General features: G+C 62.8%; 18 protein-coding genes and 1 pseudogene. 9 read left to right on the top strand and 10 right to left on the bottom strand.

Translation table 11 applies throughout. From position 1 onward, the window contains the following. Positions 1-30: 30 nt before the first annotated feature. Positions 31-333, top strand: a pseudogene (locus G7048_RS19625) (winged helix-turn-helix transcriptional regulator); the annotation flags it as partial. A 295-nt stretch (positions 334-628) separates the two neighbouring features. Further along, positions 629-988 carry an FKBP-type peptidyl-prolyl cis-trans isomerase gene (locus G7048_RS19620; RefSeq protein WP_166069756.1) on the top strand — a complete coding sequence of 120 codons (360 nt, stop codon included), beginning with the start codon at positions 629-631 and terminating at the stop codon, positions 986-988. Positions 989-1062: 74 nt separating this feature from the next. Here G7048_RS19620 and G7048_RS19615 read toward each other — a convergent pair whose 3' ends face one another. The 4 genes from G7048_RS19615 to ppsA form a co-directional block, all read right to left on the bottom strand. After that, a complete protein-coding gene (locus G7048_RS19615) occupies positions 1063-1524 on the bottom strand; it encodes a hypothetical protein (RefSeq protein WP_166069755.1) in 462 nt (153 codons plus the stop codon). A gap of 106 nt (positions 1525-1630) precedes the next feature. After that, positions 1631-3739: a VC_2705 family sodium/solute symporter gene (locus G7048_RS19610; RefSeq protein ID WP_166069754.1), complete on the bottom strand. Its 2109-nt coding sequence runs from the start codon at positions 3737-3739 to the stop codon at positions 1631-1633. Continuing rightward, the gene (locus tag G7048_RS19605) at positions 3732-4037 is read right to left on the bottom strand and encodes a DUF4212 domain-containing protein (protein WP_166069753.1); all 306 of its coding nucleotides are present in this window, start codon (positions 4035-4037) and stop codon (positions 3732-3734) included. Before G7048_RS19605 ends, G7048_RS19610 begins: the two co-directional genes overlap by 8 nt. A gap of 30 nt (positions 4038-4067) precedes the next feature. Further along, positions 4068-6458 carry a phosphoenolpyruvate synthase gene (gene ppsA / locus G7048_RS19600; RefSeq protein ID WP_166069751.1) on the bottom strand — a complete coding sequence of 797 codons (2391 nt, stop codon included), beginning with the start codon at positions 6456-6458 and terminating at the stop codon, positions 4068-4070. Between the two features lie 299 nt (positions 6459-6757). On the opposite strand from ppsA, the gene G7048_RS19595 reads away from it, so the two are divergent. Further along, entirely contained in the window at positions 6758-7579 is an 822-nt protein-coding gene (locus tag G7048_RS19595; RefSeq protein ID WP_166071067.1) for a pyruvate, water dikinase regulatory protein, read from the top strand. A gap of 11 nt (positions 7580-7590) precedes the next feature. Here G7048_RS19595 and G7048_RS19590 read toward each other — a convergent pair whose 3' ends face one another. Further along, positions 7591-8592, bottom strand: coding sequence for a LysR family transcriptional regulator (locus G7048_RS19590; protein ID WP_166069750.1), 1002 nt, complete (start codon positions 8590-8592; stop codon positions 7591-7593). A 147-nt stretch (positions 8593-8739) separates the two neighbouring features. Here G7048_RS19590 and G7048_RS19585 point away from each other — a divergent pair, with 147 nt between their 5' ends. Both G7048_RS19585 and G7048_RS19580 read left to right on the top strand, forming a co-directional pair. After that, complete coding sequence (locus G7048_RS19585) at positions 8740-9030, top strand: DUF2798 domain-containing protein (protein ID WP_166069749.1); 291 nt, start codon at positions 8740-8742, stop codon at positions 9028-9030. Between the two features lie 73 nt (positions 9031-9103). Further along, positions 9104-9958, top strand: coding sequence for a DUF4261 domain-containing protein (locus tag G7048_RS19580; protein ID WP_166069748.1), 855 nt, complete (start codon positions 9104-9106; stop codon positions 9956-9958). Between the two features lie 158 nt (positions 9959-10116). Here the strand turns inward: G7048_RS19580 and ahpF are convergent, their stop codons facing one another. Together ahpF and ahpC are read right to left on the bottom strand one after the other, a co-directional pair. Next, on the bottom strand, positions 10117-11676 hold the full coding sequence (ahpF, locus tag G7048_RS19575; protein ID WP_166069747.1) for an alkyl hydroperoxide reductase subunit F: 1560 nt from the start codon (positions 11674-11676) through the stop codon (positions 10117-10119). 109 nt (positions 11677-11785) lie between these two features. Further along, on the bottom strand, positions 11786-12349 hold the full coding sequence (ahpC, locus tag G7048_RS19570; RefSeq protein WP_166069746.1) for an alkyl hydroperoxide reductase subunit C: 564 nt from the start codon (positions 12347-12349) through the stop codon (positions 11786-11788). A gap of 371 nt (positions 12350-12720) precedes the next feature. On the opposite strand from ahpC, the gene bfr reads away from it, so the two are divergent. Continuing rightward, positions 12721-13197: a bacterioferritin gene (gene bfr, locus G7048_RS19565; protein WP_166069745.1), complete on the top strand. Its 477-nt coding sequence runs from the start codon at positions 12721-12723 to the stop codon at positions 13195-13197. Between the two features lie 75 nt (positions 13198-13272). On the opposite strand, the gene G7048_RS19560 is transcribed toward bfr, so the two are convergent. The 3 genes from G7048_RS19560 to ppc form a co-directional block, all read right to left on the bottom strand. Beyond that, entirely contained in the window at positions 13273-13749 is a 477-nt protein-coding gene (locus tag G7048_RS19560; protein WP_166069744.1) for a GNAT family N-acetyltransferase, read from the bottom strand. Between the two features lie 64 nt (positions 13750-13813). Beyond that, positions 13814-16012 (bottom strand): YccS family putative transporter, encoded by a 2199-nt coding sequence (yccS, locus tag G7048_RS19555; protein WP_166069742.1) that lies wholly within the window; start codon positions 16010-16012, stop codon positions 13814-13816. A gap of 61 nt (positions 16013-16073) precedes the next feature. Next, positions 16074-18923 (bottom strand): phosphoenolpyruvate carboxylase, encoded by a 2850-nt coding sequence (gene ppc / locus G7048_RS19550; RefSeq protein ID WP_166069741.1) that lies wholly within the window; start codon positions 18921-18923, stop codon positions 16074-16076. Between the two features lie 163 nt (positions 18924-19086). Here ppc and hemC point away from each other — a divergent pair, with 163 nt between their 5' ends. Genes hemC through G7048_RS19535 form a run of 3 tightly spaced genes read left to right on the top strand, consistent with a single transcriptional unit; the run spans position 19087 to position 22023 of the window. Then, entirely contained in the window at positions 19087-20031 is a 945-nt protein-coding gene (gene hemC, locus G7048_RS19545) for a hydroxymethylbilane synthase (RefSeq protein WP_166069740.1), read from the top strand. 7 nt (positions 20032-20038) lie between these two features. Then, the gene (locus G7048_RS19540; RefSeq protein WP_166069739.1) at positions 20039-20848 is read left to right on the top strand and encodes a uroporphyrinogen-III synthase; all 810 of its coding nucleotides are present in this window, start codon (positions 20039-20041) and stop codon (positions 20846-20848) included. Next, positions 20845-22023, top strand: coding sequence for a uroporphyrinogen-III C-methyltransferase (locus G7048_RS19535; protein WP_166069738.1), 1179 nt, complete (start codon positions 20845-20847; stop codon positions 22021-22023). Before G7048_RS19540 ends, G7048_RS19535 begins: the two co-directional genes overlap by 4 nt. Positions 22024-22052 lie beyond the last annotated feature (29 nt).

Raw genomic sequence — 22052 nt, 5'->3', positions numbered from 1 at the left:
CTTTCATTTCATGCGTAAGGAGAAGCGCCCATGAGCTCCAAGGACAACGCCGCAGTCAATCAGCTGTTCGAGCGACTCGAATGCCGTTATGCGATGCGCGTGCTGTGGGCGCTGCGCGACGGCCATCCCCAGACCTTCCGGTTGCTGCAGGACAGCGTGGGCGGCATCACCCCCAACACGCTGAACACCCGCATCAAGGAGCTGCGCGAAGCCAGCCTGCTCGACCACGGCAGCGACGGCTACACGGTCACCCCGCTCGGTCAGGACCTGCTCAAGCGCCTGTCGGACGTGCAACCCTTCGCCCTGCGCTGGGCCGCCAATCATCCGCGCAAGGTGACCGTGCGGGCATCGTCGGCGACGGCAGCGACCACGGCGACCGCGCCTGCGGCAACTGCACCGGGCAATCCGCCCAGCACCACATCGACGCCAAATCCCGGCATCCCCAACTCCTTCCCGCCGTCGGACAATCTGGACGACTGACCGGCTTTCCCCCGCTCTCACCCACATCTACCCGCTTTCATGGCGGGTTTTGTGTTTTTTGGCACTATGCTTGCCACTTCGCCGCCCGCGACAATCGCTCCGGGCTCCGCGATTTTGAAAATCCCATCCAAAGGACCCTCTTCTCATCATGACGTTCACCACTACCCCCTCCGGCCTGCAGTATCTGGACACCGTCGTCGGCGAAGGCGCCGAAGCCAAGGCTGGCGTGCCCGTGCGCGTGCACTACACCGGCTGGCTCTACAACGACGGCCAGCAAGGCGCCAAGTTCGACTCCAGCCGCGACCGCAACGACCCGTTTGAATTCCCGCTGGGCGCTGGCATGGTCATCAAGGGCTGGGACGAAGGCGTGCAAGGCATGAAGATCGGTGGTCAACGCACCCTGCTGATCCCCGCAGCTCTGGGCTACGGCGCACGCGGCGCAGGCGGGGTGATTCCTCCGAACGCCACCCTCAAGTTCGACGTCGAACTGCTGGGCGTGGGCGGCTGATCGGCATTTCATTTCCGACAACGAAGAACGCGCCTTGAAGGCGCGTTTTTTGTTTCAGCTCGACGGAATCTCTCTTACCCGTTCAATGCCTGCTCCAGCCGCGCGAATTTCACCTCCCCCACCGCCGCGCGGATCTTGGGTGCAAGCGCCAGCAGTTCGCGATATCCACCCGCGGATTCGACCGCCAGCGTCAGCGGCAGACCACGCAGCCCAAGGCCGGAAGTCAGCTCGGTGGCGATGCGGTAGGCGTCCTGGTAGCGGTCGCCAGAGCTGCGGAAGGCCTCTGCGCCAAAGTCGCTGGTCGGGGCGGCAACGGCAGTGCCTGCGGCGGATGCAGACGCCACTTCGAGCAGGCCTTGGTCGGCCATGGCCTGCACGTCCTGCGCGGTGATGCCCATCGATGCGGTGGCTTCGAGCACCTGGGCGACGGTGCGTTTTCCATCGAACAGGATGAAGGCGGATCGCTGGCGGGGCGGCAGCGAAACATGGCGCTCTTTGAGAGCTTGTTGACCCGCTTGCGTCTTAACGTAAATCATGGCTCACCTCACATTCGGGTCTTGGGATTCGGTATCCAACCATCTCAAATGTTAATTTGATTGCCTACCGGGAATGCCCGAAGGATGCCTAAGATTTATTCTTACGTTATGACGACTCTGGTAGATTTTCTTGATCGTCGCGTGATCGTGTCAGCAGGCTCACGATCCACGTCACCACCAGACCTGCAGGCACGCCGAACACGCCAGCCGAGATCGGCTGGATGCCGAACCACAGTCCGTCCACCAGCAGGAGCGACGGCACGACGGAGCGCACCGCCTCCACTTGGGAGAGCAGGTAGTACACGGTGATCAGCAGGCCGCTGACCATGCCGGCCACAGCCCCCTCGCGCGTGGTGCCGCGCCAGAAGATGCCGAGCACCATGGCCGGAACAAAGGCCGAGGCGGCAATCGAGAACGAGGCCGAAACCATGGGCAAAATTTCCGACGGCTTGAGCGCGGCCACGAAGGCGGCCGACAAGGCCACGGTCAGCAAGGCGAATTTCGTCAGAATCACGCGCTGCTCGGGCGTGGCACGGCGGCGGGTTTCGCGGAAGTACAGGTCACGCACCAAGGCGTTGCTGATGGTGAGCAGCAGGCCATCGGCGGTGGAGAGCGCAGCCGCCAAGCCGCCCGCCGCGACGAGCCCGGAGATCACATAGGGCAGCCCGGCGATTTCGGGCGTGGCGAGCATGATGAGGTCGGCACCGAAGCGCATTTCGCCGAACTGCAGAATGCCGTCGCCATTCATGTCTTCAACCGAGAGCAAGGCGCTGTCGAGCCGCGACCATTGCGCGATCCAGTTGGGCAGCGCGTCGAAGCTGCTGCCGACCAGGTTGTTCATGACCTCATGCTTGACCAGCACCGCCAACGCGGGCGCACTCAGGTACAGCAGCGCGATGAAGAACAGCGACCATGCGACCGACGAGCGCGCTCCGGCCACGCTCGGGGCCGTGTAGTAGCGCGTGAGCAGATGCGGCAAGCCCGCCGTGCCGACCATCAGACAGAACATCAGTGCGAGGAAATTCAGGCGTGAATTCTGGAAGGCTTCGCGCTCTTCGGAACTGCCCTTGGGATCGCCCGCAAACGGCTGACTGTGGCGCGGCAGGCCGCCCAGCGGGCGCGCACGCTCGTAGTTCTCGCGCATCTCGCGGGTCCACAGTTCGCGGGCCGTGGCGGCATCGCGCGGCAGCTTCACGAGCTCGCGGCTGGCGGCGACGATCAGGCCGACATCGGCGTTCTGCGCACGCAGACGCTGGATGCGCTCGCGCGCGACGGTGCGCTCGCGTTCCAGCGCGGCCTCCACATCGGTGAGCCGAGCTTCGTATTCACGCGCGCGGCGCAGATAGGCGCGCTGCACTTCCTTTTCGGCAGGCGATGCGAGCAACAGGTCTTCCAGTTCAGCGATCTTGCCGATCTGCGCGCCGTATTCGAAAGTCGCCACCGGCGTGCCGAGCTGCTTGAAGGCCAGCCATGACACCGGAATCAAAAACGCCAGCAGGATGACGACATACTGCGCCACCTGCGTCCAGGTGATCGCGCGCATGCCGCCGAGAAACGAGCACAGCAGCACGCCGCCCAGCCCCAGCATGATGCCGATCTCGAACTGAACGCCAGTCAGACGCGAGGCGATCAGGCCCACACCGTAGATCTGCGCGACCACGTAGGTGAACGAGCAGATCACCGCCGCCAGCGCCGCGATCACGCGCGGCCAGCGTCCGCCGAAGCGCACCTGGAAGAAGTCGGGAATGGTGTAGAGATTCATCGCCCGCAGGTGCGGCGCGATCAGCATGGCGACGAGGCAGAAACCGCCCGTCCAGCCCAGCAGATAGGCCAGCCCGCCCGCCTGCCCCGGCAGGCCCGCAAAGCCCTGCAGATAGAGCGCGCCCGAGAGGCTGATGAACGAGGCCGCGCTCATCCAGTCGGCGGCTGCAGCCATGCCGTTGTAGAACGGCGGAATGCGCCTGCCTGCGACGTAGTATTCCTCGGGATCCGTGGTGCGCGCATACACGCCGATGCCCGCATAGGCCATCACGGTGAGGAACAGAAAGATCGGCCCGATCCAGTGCCGCGACAAGCCCTGCTGTTCGGCCCAGGCAAGGGCTGCGATGAAACCCAGCAGGCCGATCACATACAGCGTGAGCGTGCGCGCCAGACGTCTTGAATAGGCGCGGCCATCCGGCGGGCCGCTGCCACCACCGCCGCTGCTGTCACTCATTGGGAGGGGTGCTGCCGGACTCGCGCTGGTGATCCTGCCGCTCGAAATGGTTCATCGCTGCACAGTAAACGCAGACGATCACAATGAACATCAGGACTGCCCCTTGGGCGGCCATCCAGTAGCCGAATTGCCACTGGCCGAACTGCCATGTCAGATCGCGCACGAACCAGCATGCACCGAAGGTGACCAGGGCCCAGACGCACAAAAGCCCGGCCTTGAGCCACAAGTGCCGGGCGTCGTGCATGTCGGGCGGAAAGGGAACGCCCACCTGCTCTTCATTCTCGGAATGCGGCAGCATGTGGGCGGTTGTTCCCGTTCGGCGTCAGGCTCAGCCTGCGAGGTTCTGCCAGGTCGTGACCACGCTGTCAGGGTTCAGCGAGATCGACGAGATGCCCTGATCGGCCAACCACTTGGCGAAGTCAGGATGGTCGCTGGGGCCTTGGCCGCAGATGCCCACGTACTTGCCTTGCGCCAGGCACGCGTCGATGGCGCGCTTGAGCAGTGCCTGCACGGCTGGGTCACGCTCGTCGAAGTCGGCTGCCAGCAGTTCGAGACCGGAGTCACGGTCCAGACCCAGCGTGAGCTGTGTCAGATCGTTCGAGCCGACGGAGAAGCCGTCGAAGAACTGCAGGAACTGCTCGGCCAGCACGGCGTTGGAAGGCACTTCGCACATCATGATGACCTTCAGGCCGTTGTCACCGCGCTTCAGACCGTGTTCGGCCAGCAGGTTGGTCACGCGCTCGGCTTGCTTCAGGGTACGCACGAAAGGCACCATCACCTGGATGTTGGTGAGGCCCATTTCGTTGCGCACGCGCTTGAGCGCTTCGCACTCCATGGCGAAGGCTTCGCCGAAGTCGGCGCTGATGTAGCGCGCTGCACCGCGGAAACCCAGCATCGGGTTTTCTTCTTCCGGCTCGTAGCGGCTGCCGCCGATCAGCTTGCGGTACTCGTTGGACTTGAAGTCCGACAGACGCACGATGACGGGCTTGGGCCAGAAAGCAGCGGCAATCGTCGCCACGCCTTCAGCCACCTTGTCCACGTAGAAAGCACGTGGCGACGCGTGGCCGCGAGCCACCGATTCCACGGCCTTCTTCAGGTCGGCATCCACGGCTGGGTAGTCGAGGATGGCCTTGGGGTGAACGCCGATGTTGTTGTTGATGATGAACTCGAGACGCGCCAAGCCCACACCTTCGTTGGGCAGTTGCGCGAAGTCGAAGGCCAGTTGGGGGTTGCCCACGTTCATCATGATCTTGGTGCTGATCTTGGGCATCACGCCGCGCTGCACTTCGGTCACTTCGGTTTCCAGCAGACCGTCGTAGATCTTGCCGGTGTCGCCTTCTGCGCAGCTCACGGTCACCAGCGTGCCGTCTTTCAGCAGCGAAGTCGCGTCACCGCAACCCACCACGGCCGGAATACCCAGTTCACGCGCAATGATGGCGGCGTGGCAGGTACGGCCACCACGGTTGGTGACGATGGCGGAGGCGCGCTTCATCACCGGCTCCCAGTTGGGGTCGGTCATGTCGGTGACCAGCACGTCGCCCGCCTGCACCTTGTCCATTTCGGCAATGTCGTTCACCAGACGCACGGGGCCGGTGCCGATCTTCTGACCGATGGCGCGGCCTTCGGCGATCACGGTGCCGGTGCCCTTGAGCTTGAAGCGCAGTTCCGCCTGGCCCTTCGATTGGCTCTTCACGGTTTCAGGACGTGCCTGCAGGATGTAGAGCTGGCCGTCGGTGCCATCCTTGCCCCACTCGATGTCCATCGGACGACCGTAGTGCTTTTCGATGATCAGCGCGTAGCGAGCCAGTTGCTCGACGTCTGCGTCGCTCAGCGAGTAGCGGTTGCGCAGTTCAGGCGCGACATCGGTCGTCTTCACCAGCTTGCCGGAAGCGGCCTTTTCTTCAGCCGACGCGAACACCATCTGGATCAGCTTGCTGCCCAGATTGCGGCGGATCACGGCCTTGTTGCCAGCTTGCAGCATCGGCTTGTGAACATAGAACTCGTCGGGGTTCACAGCACCCTGCACCACGGTCTCACCGAGGCCGTAGCTCGAAGTGATGAACACCACTTCTTCAAAGCCGGATTCGGTGTCGATGGTGAACATCACGCCAGCCGCGCCGGTGTCGGAGCGCACCATGCGCTGCACGCCAGCGGACAGAGCGACCACATCGTGCTCGAAGCCCTTGTGAACGCGATACGAAATGGCGCGGTCGTTGTACAGCGACGCGAACACTTCCTTCATCTTGTGCAGCACGTCTTCGATGCCGACCACGTTCAGGAAGGTTTCTTGCTGACCGGCGAACGAAGCGTCGGGCAAGTCTTCAGCGGTAGCCGAAGAACGCACGGCGAAGCTCGCCTGTGCATTGCCAGCCGACAGCGTGGCGAACGCATCGCGCACCGACTTTTCCAGATCGGCAGGGAATGGCTGGTTTTCCATCCAACCGCGGATTTCGGCACCGGCTGCAGCCAGCGCGCGCACATCGTCCACGTCCAGCGTTGCCAGCTTCTTGCTGATGCGATCAGCCAGACCTTCGTGCTTCAGAAATTCGCGGAATGCGTGGGCGGTGGTGGCAAAGCCCGTTGGAACGCGAACGCCTTCGGGCAGTTGGGAAATCATTTCGCCGAGCGAGGCGTTCTTGCCGCCTACGACCTCGACATCGGTCATTCTCAGGTTCTCAAACGGAACGACCAGGGCGGTCGTTTCATAGAGTGCAGACATGGGGAAGCTCCAGAGTTTAAAAACCGGTGCAGGCCTGCAACGCTCGAACTCAACAATGTCGGCTCAATGGCCGGTATTGAGCGCGCACAGCCCAGTCCCACGTCGCCAGGCGAAGTGCTTTGATGTTCTGGTTGTGGAACGCCAATGAACAACATGGGAAGGAAATTGGGAATAATGGGCGCCATTGTAGGGCCCGATTGATCGCTGCGCGTAAAGTGATTGAACCCAGCCCGACTGCCAAGGCAGGTTTTCGTGCGTGACTTCCCGGATACTGAAATATGAGCACTTCTTCGCGTGCAATGCACACCCACACGATTTTCGTGATTTCCGATGGCACTGGCATTACAGCCGAGACTTTCGGCACCGCCATCATGGCCCAGTTCGAGACCAAGCCCCGGCTGGTGCGAATCCCGTTCGTGGATTCCATCGACAAGTGCCATCAGGCGATCCGGCAGGTCAACCACGTGGCCGAGGTCGAGCACAAAAAACCCATCGTGTTCACCACGCTGGTGAATCAGGAAATGCTCGATCTGATCGAAACCCAGTGCAAGGGCAAGGTGTTCGACATGTTCGGCACCTTCGTGCGCCCGCTGGAGATCGAGTTGGGCCAGAAGTCGCTTCACCGCGTGGGCCGCTTTGCCGACATCAGCGAGAGCAAGGAATACCTTGAGCGCATGGAGGCGATCAACTACACCCTCGCCCATGACGACGGCCAGACCCACCACGACCTGACCGGCGCGGACGTGATCCTGGTCGGCGTGAGCCGCAGCGGCAAGACCCCGACCAGCCTGTATCTGGCGATGCAGTTCGGCCTGAAAGTGGCGAACTACCCGCTGATCCCGGAAGACTTTGACCGCAAACAATTGCCACCGGCGCTGGAGCCCTACCGCAAGAAGCTGTTCGGCCTGACCATCGACCCGCAGCGCCTGTCCAGCATCCGCAACGAGCGCCGCCCGGACTCGAAATACGCCAGCCTCGCCAACTGCCGCTACGAAGTGGCCGAGGCCGAAGCCATGATGCGCCGCTCCAGCATCGGTTGGCTGTCCAGCACGACCAAGTCGATCGAAGAAATCGCCACGACCATCCTGCAGGAAGTGCTGCCGCAGCATCTGGGCCACTGAAGCCACTGAAGTTACGGCCAGCTCAGCCCCGGCGGGTTCGGCAGCACTTCGACCAGATAGTCGACCAGCGCGCGCACCTTGGCCGGCACATATTGCCGGTCGCGAAAACAGGCGAAGAAGTCCAGCGGCAGATTGTCGAACTGGAGCTGCCCCTTGCGCGCTGGCTTGAGCTGAATCGGCACCAGCAGCCCCGCGTGCACGTAGCGCCGGGCGATGCTGACCACCTCCTCGCGCTGGCCCGAGCGCTGATCCAGCCCCGGGGCGACATGCTGGCGCGCGATGAAGCTGCCTGCCCAGACGATGCCGCCGCCCGCACGCGCGTATTCGACCAGCGTGTCGATGTCGGTGCCCACGGCACCAATGCGTAGTTGCGGCTCCACCGGTTTTCCATCGCGCGAAAACGGCCAGCGCATGAAACGCCCATCCCGCTCCCGGCGATACAGCAAACAGGTGTGCACCAGCAGGTCTTCCGCCGTCTGCGGAGTGCCGTGTTTGGCGAGGTATTCGGGCGACGCGAGCAGAATGCGCGGAATCGACGCCAGTGGCCGCACCGACATGCCCGGCTCCAGCGCATCGCGATAGCGCACGCTCACGTCCACATCCTCCTTGAGCACATCGACATTGCGATCGGTGAACAGCAGTTCCAACTCCAGTTTGGGATGCTGCGCCGCAAACGCGGGCAGCAGCGGCGCGAGCACATGGCGGCCAAATGCCGTCATGCAGGCAATGCGCAGGCGGCCCTGCAGCTCGCCGTGGATCTGCGACAGATCCGACTGCGCCTTCTCCAGCTCTTCGAGCACCGGAGCAACGCGCGCCAGGTAGCGCTCACCCGCCTCGGTCAACGCCATCGACCGCGTGGTGCGCGTGATCAGCCGCGTGCCGAGTTCCTTTTCGAGCCGCGCGATGTTCTGGCTCGCCGCCGCAGGCGAAATCCCCAACTGCCGCGCCGCCGAGGCGATGCTGCCGCCCTCCAGCGCTTTCACAAAGGTTTCGATGGCACGCAGATTCGGCATATGAATTGACGACTGGATAAATCAATTCATAAATTTTACTTACGAGTCCTTCAAGCTCCAAACCTCTACCGCTTGACCTTTGTCATGTTTAAAGTGAAGGGCTGTCAACTCCCTTCCCGATGTATCGCTCCGGCGATGAACCCCTCCATGTCGAAATCACACCAAGCCAGCGCCAACGCCACCGGTCACACACACAAGACCCCGAGCCGCAAGATCCATCGCAAATACACCCAGATCGTCTTCGCCCTGTACATGGCCGCCATCATGGCGCTGCTCATGTGCATGGTCATCGTCGGCGTGAACACCGGCATCGGCGCAGGCTACATCGGGCGCGTGCTCAAGACCTACATGCTGGCCATGCCCGTGGCGTTCTTCTGCGTGCTTGGCGTGCGCCCCGTGGTGATGAAGCTGGTGGCCGCCACCGTCGATCTGGGCTGATCACCCGGACCGCCAAAAGGACTGAAAGATCGGCGTGTTAGCCTCTCGCCATCCAAGCTGATGAGAGCCCGCCATGACCGAAGAGCAGACCGAGACAACTCCCCGCTGGCAACCCGACATGTGGCAATTCGAGGCGCTCTACGCCGCCCCGCCACAGCTCGATGGTGAAACGCTGCGTGCCGCACTGGAAGAGCATCTCGGCGAGGTCCATCTGATCTCGAAAGGTGCTGACAGCAAAACTCTCATGTTCGCGCTGCACGACTACTGCGTGGACTACAGCGACCAGCAGAACATGCCCAGCCAGATCGCCATCCTGCGCGCGGACACGCCGTTCGATCCGTCCGAATATGACGACGAGATCCAGCAGACCTGGGACTGGCCCGAGAAGCAGGAAGCCGTCGCGCAAAGCAAGCACTGCATTCTGGTGACCGAGTTCATGGGACGTGGCCTCGAGGTCGAAGACCGCCTCGAAATCCTGCAGGCGGTCATGCACGTGATCATCGAAAACGGCGGCGTCACCGCGATCAGCCAAACCAACGCCCGCTGCCTGCTCAACCCCGCAACCTACATCCAGCACCACGCGGACGGCTACGTGTATTACGGCGTGATCAACGTGCGCTTTTTCAACATCAGCAACCACGAGGGCGACATGCTGATGGACAGCGTGGGCGGCAGCGTGTTCGGCGTGCCCGACGTGCAATGCCATTTCCGCGAGCTAGATCCATCCGACATGTCGCGCTTCATCTTCAACTCCGCCGTCTATCTGATCCAGAACGGCGACGTGATCGAAGACGGCCACACGCTGGCAGGCATTCAGAAAGGCACCAAATGGCGTTGCCAGCACGAGGACGCACTGGTCGCCCCGGAACGCGTGGTGCTCGACGTGAACCCCGGCACGCCTTTCGCGGCAGGCAACCGCGACAGCTGAAATCAGAAAGCACCCCCATCCGACCCGCAATGCGCGTCAGCGCGTGGCCCGTTCACGCACACAGGCCCATCCCAAAGCAAAAGGGACTGCACCATTGAGGGCAGTCCCTTTTTCATGAGCCCATCCGCGCTGTCAGCGCGCAGAGCAAACCGCCCAGATCAATGGCGGATCAGGTGATCGAACGCCGACAGCGCAGCCGTGGCACCGGCACCCGCAGCGATGATGATCTGCTTGTACGGCACGTTGGTGCAGTCACCGGCACCGAACACGCCGGGCACGTTGGTGTGGCCCTTGGCGTCGATGATGATCTCGCCGAAGCGGGTCAGCTCGACCGTGCCCTTGAGCCAGTCGGTGTTGGGCAGCAGACCGATCTGCACGAAGATGCCTTCGAGTTCGACCGTGCGGATCTCATCGTTGGTGCGATCCTTGTAAGTGATGCCGTTGACCTTGGAGCCGTCGCCGTTCACTTCGGTGGTCTGGGCGTTCAGGATCACGTCCACGTTCGGCAGGCTGGCCAGCTTCTTCTGCAGCACGGCGTCGGCCTTCAGTTCGGGTGCGAATTCAAGCACCGTCACATGCGACACGATACCGGCCAGGTCGATGGCCGCTTCGATACCGGAGTTGCCGCCGCCGATCACCGCCACGCGCTTGCCCTTGAACAACGGGCCGTCGCAGTGTGGGCAGTACGTCACGCCCTTGGTGCGGTATTGCTCTTCGCCCGGCACGTTCATGTTGCGCCAGCGAGCGCCGGTCGACAGGATCACGGTCTTGCTCTTGAGCGTTGCGCCGTTTTCCAGTTCGATCTCGACCAAGCCACCTTCGGTTGCCGCAGGCTTCAAGGCCTTGGCGCGTTGCAGGTTCATCACTTCGACGTCGTAGTCAGCGACGTGCTGCTCCAGCGCAATCGCAAACTTGGGGCCTTCGGTCTTGCTGACCGAGATGAAGTTTTCGATGTCCACGGTGTCCAGCACCTGACCGCCGAAACGCTCGGCGGCCACACCTGTGCGAATGCCCTTGCGCGCGGCATACACGGCGGCTGCGGCACCAGCGGGGCCACCACCGACGACGAGCACATCGAATGGGGCCATCGCGTTGATCTTGGCGGCCACGCGGGCTTCCGCGCCGCTGTCGACCTTGGCAACGATCTCGGCCAGTTCCATGCGACCCTGGCCGAAGTTCTTGCCGTTCAGGAACACGGTGGGCACGCCCATGATTTCGCGTTCCTTGATTTCGTCCTGGAACACGGATCCGTCAATGGCTGTGTGGGTGATGCCGGGGTTCAGCACGCTCATCAGGTTGAGCGCCTGCACCACGTCCGGGCAGTTGTGGCACGACAGCGAGTAGTAGGTCTCGAAGTGGAACTCGCCTTGCAGGTTCTTCACCTGTTCGAGCAGATCGGCCGCTTCCTTGGAAGGATGTCCGCCCACTTGCAGCAGGGCCAGCACCAGCGATGTGAATTCATGACCCAGTGGCACACCGGCGAAACGCACGCCTGTGTCGACACCGGGGTTGGTGATCAGGAAAGAAGGCTTGCGCACATGGGCCAAGTCGTTCTTTTCGACCACGGTGATCTTGTCGGAAAGCGCTTTGATTTCGTTGAGAAGTTCGCGCACTTCCTTGGCGGTGGCGCTATCGTCCAGCGTAGCCACCAGCTCCACGGGGCGCTGCAGACGCTCCAGATATGCTTTCAATTGGGTTTGGAGAGTGGTGTCGAGCATGGAGATTCCTCTTGATTGTCTAATTTTTGGAAAAAAAAAGCCCGGGCGCCAGGCACCCGGGCGTCTTCAACAACATTTCAACTGTGTTGATTCAAGCAGCGAGTGCTGCTTAGATCTTGCCGACCAGGTCGAGCGATGGAGCCAGAGTCTTGGCGCCTTCTTCCCACTTGGCTGGGCACACTTCACCTGGGTGCGAAGCCACGTACTGGGCAGCCTTGATCTTGCGCATCATTTCTTCAGCGTTGCGGCCAATGCCTTCGGCGGTGATTTCGACGGACTGGATCACGCCTTGTGGGTCGATGATGTAAGTGCCGCGGTTGGCCAGACCTTGGTCAGCGCGCAGAACTTCGAAGTTGTTGGAGATTTCCCAAGTTGGGTCGCCAACCATCGTGTATTGGATCTTGCGGATGGTGTCCGAAGCATCGTGCCAAGCCTTGTGCACGAAGTGGGTGTCGGTGGACACGGAGAACACTTCAACGCCCAGCTTCTGCAGTTCAGCGTAGTGGTCAGCCACGTCGCCCAATTCGGTAGGGCACACGAACGTGAAGTCGGCAGGATAGAAGAAGAACACAGCCCACTTGCCCAGCACGTCCTTTTCAGTGATGTCGATGAACTTGCCGTTCTTGTAAGCGCTGGCCTTGAATGGCTTGATGGTGGTGTTGATCACGGACATTTGTCGTTTCCTTTGGTTGATTGATTGGCTGAGAACAAACTGAAGTTTAGGCCGAGGCAGATGATTAAGCCAATTAATTGACTTGATGACTTCGATTTATGAAATCTATCAATCTTCACCCCTTGATGGTCAAACCCCAATGATTCCAAGTCTGCCTCATCGAAGCACTTGCAGTCGGCTGAAGGGATTTTCAAGCATCCACGAAAAAAACCTCGAGGCTTCACCAGAAAATCACGGAAAACAAGGATATCCCTCGCGCTTGAGAACGCAACTCAACATCACACGCAGCCATACCGCAAGTGAATGGGCATTGTCTTGCATCAGAAAGATAGCTTGGTGACAATGCGCCCATCGAACAGAAGGAGAAAGCCATGCAAGGCGACCCACAAGTGATTGCGCATCTGCAAGCGCAACTGAAAAACGAACTCACTGCCATCAACCAGTACTTCCTGCATTACCGCATGCTCAAGCACTGGGGTTTCGACAAGTTGGCCAAGAAGGAATACGAAGAGTCGATCGGCGAGATGAAGCACGCCGACAAGCTCATGGACCGCATCTTCATGCTCGACGGCCTACCCAATCTGCAGGATCTCGCCAAGCTGCAAGTCGGTGAAGACGTGCCAGAAATCCTCGAATGCGACCTGCGCAGCGAGCGCGGCGCACAGGCCACGATCAAGGACGGCATCGCCCACTGCGAAACCGTGCGCGACTATGTCTCGCGCGACCTGCTCCAGGAAATTCTGGAAGACACGGAAGAGCACATCGATTTCCTCGAAACCCAGATCGATCTGATCGGCAAGGTCGGCGTGCAGAACTACCTGCAATCGATGATGGGCGACGTGGAATAAATCCTTCGCTCAGGGCATCCGCCCCAAACATTCAAAGCGCCTTCATGTGAGGCGCTTTTTTGTTGCCCGCCATGTTCAAACCGGCTGCAGCTCCTTGGTATAGACGATGAACCCCATGTGCGCCGCCACCTTGTCGTACAGCATGCGGCCTGTTGCGTTGGTGGTGTGCGTTTGCCAATACACGCGGCTGGAGTTGGCGAGTTGGGCCTGCTCGTAGACGAACTGGATCAGCGCGCGACCGACGCCCTTGCCGCGCAAAGTGGGTTCGGTGAACAGGTCCTGCAAGTAGCAGATGGGCTCGATTCGCGTGGTGCTGCGGTGAAACAGGTAGTGCACCAGACCGACGATGCGGCCTTCGTGTTCGGCCACGGCGGCGAAGACGGGTTCGACGGGATTGAAGAAACGCGACCAAGTCACATCGGTGATCTGCTGCGGCAGCGCCGTGGAGCCCTCACGGCCGTAGAAGACGTTGTAGCCCAGCCAGAGCGGTGTCCATTGTTCGCGGTCTTCCTGGCGGATGGGGCGGACTTGAATATCGGGGGAAGCGGTCATGTGCGGTGTCCTGATGGTCAACAAAATCAGCCGTCACTGTACGCACAAACTTGCGCTCGTCCACCTACTTTTTCGCAACCCGAGCCAACTCCCCCGCCACATGCCGCAGCGGTGCAATCTGGCGGCAGATGAGGGCCAGTTGGTTGAGCAGCACACGCAGCGGTTCTGCCGCCGATTCGGCATGTTCTTCGAGCGACTTGGCGGCGGATTCGCAAGTGGCGGCATCGGGCAGGTTGGAGTCGAAACTGCCGTGCGCGCGCAAGGCCGTGGCGACGGCATTGAACTCCCTCACGGCCATTTCACCAGCGGAGAGCAGCAAGGCGTCCTGCGCCGCGCCTTCGAGCTTTCCGCGATGAGCGCCGAGTGCCGAGACATAGTTGAGCAGGCTGTGCGAGAGCACCAGAATGCGCTGGCCCCACAGCACATTGCGGCGCGCCCAGCGCGGCTCCTGCATGAGCTGGTGCAGCGCCTTGGACAGCGCGGCGTCTGCGTCGTGCGCGTTGCGGCGGGCGACGCGGTAGTCCAGATCATCGTCCTTGCCATCAGCGTATTGCGAGAGGATTTCCTGCAGATACGCAGCGGTTGCAGCGACCGCCTGCGCGGCCACGGCGTTCATGCGGCGGCCTTGCCAATCGGGCAGCACGAGCAACATGGCGATGGCCGAGATCACACCGCCGATCAGCGTGTCGATCAGGCGCGGCGCGATCAGCTCGTAGGCCGCGCCGGTAGTCTGGTTGAAGCACATCAGCACCATCAGCGTGATGGCGGCCGTGCCGATCACATAGCGCTGCGTGCGTGTGATGAAGAACACCACGCCCGCGCACACCGCAATCAGTGCCTGCGTCGCCAAACCGGGGAACAGCTTGAGCAAGGCCCAGCCCGCAAGCAGACCCAGCGCCGTGCCAGCGATGCGCTCGATCACGCGCGTGATGGTTGCGCCGTAAGTGGCCTGGCACACGAACAGTGTGGTCAGCAAGATCCAATGCCCATGCTCAGGATCGGTGAGTTGCATGGCCACGCAACCGGCGGCCAGCGCGGCCGACAGGCGCACGGCGTGGCGCAGCAGGGGCGAGTTCAGATGAAGCTGTTTGGTGATGCGCGCCCAGCCATCCGCCAAGCTGCGCGCCGATGCATCGAACAGCGTCACATCACCCAGCCACGAGCTGTTGAGAGGGCCGGTCGCCAAAGTGAGTTGCGCATCCAGCGTCGTGAGATTGCGCGACAGCGCGCGCAACGAACGCAGTGGACGCAGCCATTGCGGGCGGTTCTGTTGTTCGAGATAGCCGATGGCGTCTTCGAAATCGACGATCGCATGTGCCACTTCCACGCCGCGTTTGAAGGGTTTGCGCGCTCGCAGCGCCTCAGCCAGACGCGCGCAGGTCACGCCCTGCAGGGCCAGCACGCGCTGGCAGCGAAACAGCACGTCGCTGTGGAAGAGCTCGTCGGCCCAGTCGTTGTAGAGATAGTGCGAGGAGCTTGCGCGCTCGTGGATGTCCTGCGCGAGAAAGTACAGATTCAGAAAATGCAGCAGTTCGCCCTTGGGCACCTTGCCGACCTGCATGCGGCTGAGCAGGCGCTCCTTCATCACATTGAGCACCGCCACCACGCGGCCATTGGCCTGTGCCAGACCGATGCGCCGCCGCTGCACATCAAGGCCGCGCACGGGCTCGAACAGGCTGGCCTTCAATTGCAGATAGCCGCTGAGTTCGGCGTACAACTGCGCCAGCCCCATGCGCAGCGGACGCAGCGGAAAAGCCATCTTCCACAGCACCGACAGCAGGCCATACCAGGCTGCACCTACCAGCAGAAGAATAGGCACGAGATGCGGCGTGGGCTGCTGCGATGCGCCCACGCTCATCGCCGTATAGAGCGCCAGAATCACCGATGCGGTGGAGACCGCGCGATACCGCTCGCCTACCGCGCCCAACATGGTGAACGCGAACGCGAAGCCGCACAGCGCCAGCGCGAACAGTGTGGACGACTGCACCACGGCCTCGATGCTGAAAGCCACCAGCGCAAAGCCGCACAGCGTGATCAGCAGCGTGCGCAGACGCCCTAGCCAGTTGTCATCGGTCTCGGCCAGCGCGCTGGCGATCACGCCGAGAAACAGCGGCACCAGCCAGCGCATGTGGCCGGTGGTCCAGCACCACCCCATCGCGCCGCTCAACGCCACCGACACGCGCAGCGCATACAGCGACGCTTCCTGCCCGCGCAGGCGATGCAGCCAACCGCTCAGCGCAAAGTCACTTCCCGACAACTGCATGATCTACCTGCCCAACCCACTCTACGAACTCGAAAAAAGCAGTTGCGGATGATGCTCCCGATCAGCCGGTGTTGCGCAGCGCGGCGGCAATACCGTTGATGGAAATCTGGATACCGGTCTTCACGCGGTCATCGCCCTGCCCCAGACGCCAGCGGCGAATCAGCTCGACCTGCAAGTGGTGCAGCGGATCGATGTACGGGAAGCGGTGACGGATCGAACGCGCCAGCGCCGAGTTGTGCGCCAGTCGCTGCTTGTCGCCGGTGATGCGCACCAGCGCGTCCGACGTGCGCTGCCATTCGGCCTCGATGTTGCCGAACACCTTCTTGCGCAAACGTGCGTCGCCCACCAGTTCGCTGTAGCGCGAGGCCAGTTGCATGTCGCTCTTGGCCAGCACCATGTCCATGTTGGACAGCAGCGTGCGAAAGAACGGCCATTGGCGATACATCTTCTGCAGCAGCGCGAGCTGCGCCTTGGGGTCCTTGCCCGGAGCCTTGATGAAGTCTTCCACCGCCGATCCGAAACCAAACCAGCCCGGCAACGTCAAGCGGCACTGACCCCAGCTGAAGCCCCATGGAATCGCGCGCAGGTCCTCGATCTTCTGGTTGGCCTTGCGCGATGCGGGGCGCGAGCCGATGTTGAGTTCGGCGATTTCGCGGATCGGCGTGGCGCTGAAGAAATAATCGGTGAAGCCCGGTGTTTCGTACACCAGCGCGCGGTACGCGCCCATGCTGTCTTTCGACAGTTGCTCGGCCGCTTCAAGAAACGCCTTGGTCGCAGGCTTGGTCGGCTGCAGCAGCGAGGCTTCGAGCGTCGCAGCGACCAGCGTTTCCAGGTTGCGTCGGCCGATTTCCGGGTTCGCGTATTTGGAGGCGATCACTTCGCCCTGCTCCGTCAAACGGATCTGGCCGCGCACCGTGCCCGGTGGCTGCGCCAGAATGGCCTGATAGCTCGGGCCACCGCCACGCCCCACCGTGCCGCCACGGCCATGGAACATGCGCAGTTGAATCTGCGTGCCATGTTGCTTGGCGTTGAGCTCATCGAACAGCGCGACCAGCGCGATCTCGGCGCGGTACAGCTCCCAGTTGCTGGTGAAGATGCCGCCATCCTTGTTGCTGTCGCTGTAGCCGAGCATGATGTCCTGCTCCGCGCCGCTCGCACGCACCAGCGCCGCATAGCCGGGCAGCTCGTACAGCTCGCGCATGATGGGCGCGGCATTGCGCAGGTCTTCGATGGTCTCGAACAGCGGCACGACGATCAGATCGGCACGGCCGCCCTGGTCGAGCGTGCCGTGCATCAGCCCCACTTCCTTTTGCAGCAGCAGCACTTCGAGCATGTCGCTCACGGTCTCGGTGTGGCTGATGATGTAGTGGCGAATCGCCTCGGCACCATAGAGTTCGCGCATCTTGAGCGCGGTCTCGAAGATGGCGATCTCGCCAGCGGTGTGCTCGGAATATTCCGCGCCCATCACACGCAGCGGGCGCGCATCGGCCAACAGCAGCATCAGCAGCTTGCGGCGTTCGCTCTCCGGCAGCGAAGAATAGTCGGGCGTGATGCGCGCCTTGGCGAGCAGCTCGGCCACCACGCGTTCGTGCTGGTCGGAGCTTTGGCGCAGATCGACGGTCGCAAGATGAAAGCCGAACACTTCCACCGCACGAATCAGCGGACGCAGACGCTGCTGCGACATCGCCGAGGCCTTGTGCGACAGCAGCGAGGACTCGATCACCCGCAGATCGGCGAGGAATTCCTGCGCGCTCACATAAGGGTTCTGCGGCGCGACGGCGTGGCGTGCGGCGTCACCGCCCGTCAGTTTCTTGAGCGTTGCGGCCAGGCGCGCGTAAACGCCGGTCAGCGCGCGGCGATATGGCTCGTCCACGCGGTGTTCGCTGGTGTCTGGCGAGCGGTCGGCCAGCGCCAGCATCTCGGGCGAGACCTGTACCAGATTGGACGACAGCGAGAGTTCGCGACCCAGGTTGTGCACCTCGGTCAGATGGTGGCGCAGCGCGACTTCGGACTGGCGCTTCAGTGCCAGTTCCAGTGTCGCGGCGCTCACGTTCGGATTGCCGTCACGGTCGCCGCCGATCCACTGGCCCATGCGCAGAAAGCTCGCCACATGCTGGTTGCCCAGCTCGCGCTCCAGCTCCATGTACAGGCGCGGAATCTCGTGCAGAAAGGTGTATTCGTAGTAGGAGAGCGCGTTCTCGATCTCGTCGGCCACGGTGAGCTTGGAGTAGCGCAGCAGGCGCGTTTGCCAAAGCTGCGCCACGCGGGCACGCAGGTGCGATTCGTTTTCGGCCAGCTCGCGCGGGGTGATCGGGTCCTTGGCGCTGTTGTAGAGCTGCGCGCGCATGAGGATGTCGTCGCGCTCGGTCAGCAGATCGGCGATCTCGCGCTCGGAATCCAGAATACTCTTGCGCTGCACCTCGGTCGGGTGGGCGGTGAGCACCGGAGCCACGTAGCTCTTGGCAAGCGACTGCACCACGGCACGCGGCGCAATGCCCGCCCAACGCAGACGCGCCAGCGCCACTTCGATGCTGCCTTCCTGCGCGCTGCCGGCACGCTCGTGCACGGCACGGCGGCGGATGTGGTGGCGGTCTTCGGCCAGATTGGCCAAGTGACTGAAATAGGTGAATGCGCGGATCACGCTCACCGTCTGGTCGCCCGTCAGGCCCTTGAGCAGCTTCTTGAGCGCCTTGTCGGCTTCCTGATCGGCATCGCGGCGGAAGGCCACCGACAGCTTGCGGATCTGCTCGACCAGATCATAGGCGGCCACGCCTTCCTGCTCACGAATCGCGTCCCCCAGAATGCGGCCAAGCAGACGAATATCCTGGATCAGCGGGAGATCCTTGTCTGTTTTGCGGGCCGTGGGAGCGTTGGCTGGGGCGTCGGATTTGCGGGCGGCGGGCGCGGACATGCGGAAAGTCACTCCTGAACTTTGGGACAATGAAGGCGGCATAGACACAGATCAATTCAACTGTGCCCGAAGGGGTTCGGGTCAGCTGTAACCTGCTGCAACGCAACATGCTAGCATCCCGCAGCAGTGTTGAAAGGCGCAGGAGCGCCAATAACAGAAAGTCATGAAAATAAATTCATCGCAGCCCACCGCACCATTCGTCATCGCTACCCGCGAAAGCCGCCTCGCGCTTTGGCAGGCCGAGCACGTCAAGGCTTTGCTCGAATCCAGCGGCCACGCCACCAATCTGTTGGGCATGACCACCAAGGGTGACCAGATTCTGGACCGCACGCTCTCCAAGGTCGGCGGCAAGGGCCTGTTCGTGAAGGAACTGGAACTCGCGCTCGAAGAAGGCCGCGCCGATCTGGCCGTGCATTCGCTCAAGGACGTGCCGATGGAGCTGCCCGCAGGGTTCGAGCTGGCCTGCGTGATGGAGCGCGAAGATCCGCGCGACGCCTTTGTCTCCCCGCACTACGCCACGCTGGCCGATCTGCCCCAGGGCTCGGTCGTCGGCACATCGAGCCTGCGCCGTCAGGCCCTGCTGCAGGCGCTACGCCCCGATCTGAAGATCGAACCGCTGCGCGGCAACCTCGATACGCGCCTGCGCAAGCTCGACGAAGGCCAGTACGCGGGCATCGTGCTGGCGGCTGCAGGTTTGAAGCGGCTGGGCCTCGAAGCGCGCATTCGCCAGATTTTCGAACCCGAAGAAATGCTGCCATCCGCCGGACAAGGCGCGCTCGGCATCGAAATCCGCGCTGGTCGTGACGACATCAAGCAGGCCCTCGCGCCGCTCGCCCATCTGCAGACTTGGCTGACGGTGACCGCCGAACGCGCCGTGAGTCGCGCCATGGGCGGCAGCTGCTCGGTGCCGCTGGCCGCGCACGGTCGCTGGACGGGCAACACCCTGCGCCTTGAAGCCGCATGGGGCGATGTGGACGGCAAGCAGGCGCTGATCCGCGCCACGGCCGAGTCGAGCAGCATCACCGATCTGGCCTCCGCCGACGCGCTTGGCGTGGCCGTGGCCGAGAAGCTCAAGGCGGCGGGCGCCAAGGTCAGCACGGCCTCCTGAGCACCGCATGACACGCGTTCTGATCACCCGCCCATCGCCCGAAGCCGAGCGGTGGGTGGAGCAGCTACGTGCGCTGCACATCGACGCAGAGGCCCTGCCGCTGCTGGCCATCACCGCCGTGCGCGATCCGCAATTGCAGGTGGAACTCACTGCAGCGCGCTCCGGCTTGAAAAACTTTCATGCGCTGATGTTTGTCAGCGGCAACGCGGCGGCGGAGTTTCTGGCCGCTGGCGTGGATCTGTTTCAGGCGAGTGCCCTGCCCCAATCCCTGCCTCAACCCCTGCCCCGCTTCTGGTCCCCCGGCCCCGGCACCGCCCGCGCGCTGATGAGTGCTGGCGTGCCTGCTGGGCTGATCGACGGCCCGGCGGACGACTCCGGCCAGTTCGATTCCGAAAGCCTGTGGCTGGCCGTCGGCCCGCAGATCGGCCCCGGCAAGCGCGTGCTGATCGTGCGCGGCGCCAGCTCGCCGCAGGTCAAGGGCGGCAACGGGCGCGACTGGCTCGCGGCCCAGATCACGGCGGCGGGCGGCGAGGTGGAATTCGTCGCGGCCTACGAAAGAACGGGCTCGCAACTCGATTCCGCAGCCAAAGACCTTGCTGCGCGTGCGGCGTCGGACGGCACACTGTGGTTTTTCAGCAGTTCCGAAGCCATTCAGAATCTGACGCTCGAAATGCCACAAACCAGCTGGGACAAGGCTTGCGCGCTGGTCACACACCCGCGCATCGCTCACGCGGCCCGCGCGGCGGGGTTTGGGCACGTAAGTGAGTGCCGCCCTACACTGCAGGAAGTGGCCACGTCTATAAAATCATTGGTATGAGCCTCGAGCCCCAACACACAATCCACGAAGACACCCCGGAAGCTCCGGGCGCGACGCCCCGTGCGTCGGCCCCGGCTCCCGCGCCAGCTCCCGCTCCTGCCTACGCGCCACCACCGGTCGCACCCGCACACACACCTGTCGCCGCCGCAGCCGCTGGCGGATCGCGCCTGCTGGTCACCATCGTCGGCGCAGTGGCGATCGCCGGTTTGGCCAGCAGCTTCATGTTGTGGCAAAAGCTCTCGAACATTCAGGAACAGCTCGCCCGCCAGACGGCCGACTCCGGCGCGCAGTCCATCGAGGCCCGCACCATGGCCCGCGAGGCCGCCGACGTCGCGCGCGACACCTCGGCCCGCCTCACGGTGGCCGAATCCCGCGTGAGCGAGGTCGCCCTGCAGCGCACGCAGCTCGAAGAGCTGATGCAAAGCCTCTCGCGTTCGCGCGATGAAAATCTGGTGGTCGACATCGAATCCGGCTTGCGCCTGGCGCTGCAGCAGTCGCAGCTCACCGGCAGTCTGGAGCCCGTGATTGCCGCGCTCAAGAGCGCCGACCAGCGCATCGAACGCGCTGCCCAGCCGCGCCTTGCGCCCGTGCAGCGCGCCATCGCGCACGATCTGGACAGCCTCGGCAAATCTGCCGTGACCGACACCTCGGGCCTGCTCGGCCGCGTGGACGATCTCACGCGCCAGGTCGATGAAATCCCGCTGCTCAACGCCGTGGTGCTGGCCTCGACCATGCGCCAGCGCAACGCCAGCTCGCGCAATGCCGCAGCCGAACCCGCCACGCCGCCCGAAGCCGACCAGCCGCGCTGGAAGGCCATGCTCAACACCACCTGGGAAGCGGTCACCGCCGAAGCCCGTGGTCTGGTGCGCGTGAGCCGCATCGACCAGCCCGACGCCGTGCTGATCGCGCCGCAGCAGGCGTACTTCCTGCGCGAGAACCTCAAGCTCTCGCTCATGAACGCACGTCTGGGGATTCTCTCGCGCCGACTGGATTCCGCGCGCCTCGACCTGGCCAACGCCAAGACCGCGCTGGTCAAGTACTTCGATCCCGAATCGCGCTACACGCGCCGCGCCGTCGAGTCCATCTCGGAGCTGCAGAACAACATGCAGAGCATGGAACTGCCGCGTCTCGATGAAACCTTTGCAGCGCTGACCACCGCTGCCGCAGGCCGATGATGAACAAGAAGAGCATCCTCAAGATGACG

Source organism: Diaphorobacter sp. HDW4B (assembly GCF_011305535.1).
GTDB lineage: Bacteria > Pseudomonadota > Gammaproteobacteria > Burkholderiales > Burkholderiaceae_C > Diaphorobacter_A.
Note: the sequence above shows the minus strand (reverse complement) of the source record. Positions and strands in the feature narration are given on the sequence as shown.

Excerpts from the sequence above, each read along its gene's own strand:
- ahpF (WP_166069747.1), bottom strand. The coding sequence starts at position 11,676 with ATGCTCGACACCACTCTCCAAACCCAATTGAAAGCATATCTGGAGCGT.
- ahpC (WP_166069746.1), bottom strand. The coding sequence starts at position 12,349 with ATGTCCGTGATCAACACCACCATCAAGCCATTCAAGGCCAGCGCTTAC.
- G7048_RS19560 (WP_166069744.1), bottom strand. The coding sequence starts at position 13,749 with ATGACCGCTTCCCCCGATATTCAAGTCCGCCCCATCCGCCAGGAAGAC.
- G7048_RS19540 (WP_166069739.1), top strand. The coding sequence starts at position 20,039 with ATGACACGCGTTCTGATCACCCGCCCATCGCCCGAAGCCGAGCGGTGG.
- G7048_RS19590 (WP_166069750.1), bottom strand. The coding sequence starts at position 8,592 with ATGCCGAATCTGCGTGCCATCGAAACCTTTGTGAAAGCGCTGGAGGGC.
- G7048_RS19610 (WP_166069754.1), bottom strand. The coding sequence starts at position 3,739 with ATGAGTGACAGCAGCGGCGGTGGTGGCAGCGGCCCGCCGGATGGCCGC.
- hemC (WP_166069740.1), top strand. The coding sequence starts at position 19,087 with ATGAAAATAAATTCATCGCAGCCCACCGCACCATTCGTCATCGCTACC.
- G7048_RS19615 (WP_166069755.1), bottom strand. The coding sequence starts at position 1,524 with ATGATTTACGTTAAGACGCAAGCGGGTCAACAAGCTCTCAAAGAGCGC.
- G7048_RS19585 (WP_166069749.1), top strand. The coding sequence starts at position 8,740 with ATGTCGAAATCACACCAAGCCAGCGCCAACGCCACCGGTCACACACAC.
- G7048_RS19620 (WP_166069756.1), top strand. The coding sequence starts at position 629 with ATGACGTTCACCACTACCCCCTCCGGCCTGCAGTATCTGGACACCGTC.
- G7048_RS19595 (WP_166071067.1), top strand. The coding sequence starts at position 6,758 with ATGCACACCCACACGATTTTCGTGATTTCCGATGGCACTGGCATTACA.
- yccS (WP_166069742.1), bottom strand. The coding sequence starts at position 16,012 with ATGCAGTTGTCGGGAAGTGACTTTGCGCTGAGCGGTTGGCTGCATCGC.
- bfr (WP_166069745.1), top strand. The coding sequence starts at position 12,721 with ATGCAAGGCGACCCACAAGTGATTGCGCATCTGCAAGCGCAACTGAAA.
- G7048_RS19605 (WP_166069753.1), bottom strand. The coding sequence starts at position 4,037 with ATGCTGCCGCATTCCGAGAATGAAGAGCAGGTGGGCGTTCCCTTTCCG.
- ppsA (WP_166069751.1), bottom strand. The coding sequence starts at position 6,458 with ATGTCTGCACTCTATGAAACGACCGCCCTGGTCGTTCCGTTTGAGAAC.
- G7048_RS19580 (WP_166069748.1), top strand. The coding sequence starts at position 9,104 with ATGACCGAAGAGCAGACCGAGACAACTCCCCGCTGGCAACCCGACATG.
- ppc (WP_166069741.1), bottom strand. The coding sequence starts at position 18,923 with ATGTCCGCGCCCGCCGCCCGCAAATCCGACGCCCCAGCCAACGCTCCC.
- G7048_RS19535 (WP_166069738.1), top strand. The coding sequence starts at position 20,845 with ATGAGCCTCGAGCCCCAACACACAATCCACGAAGACACCCCGGAAGCT.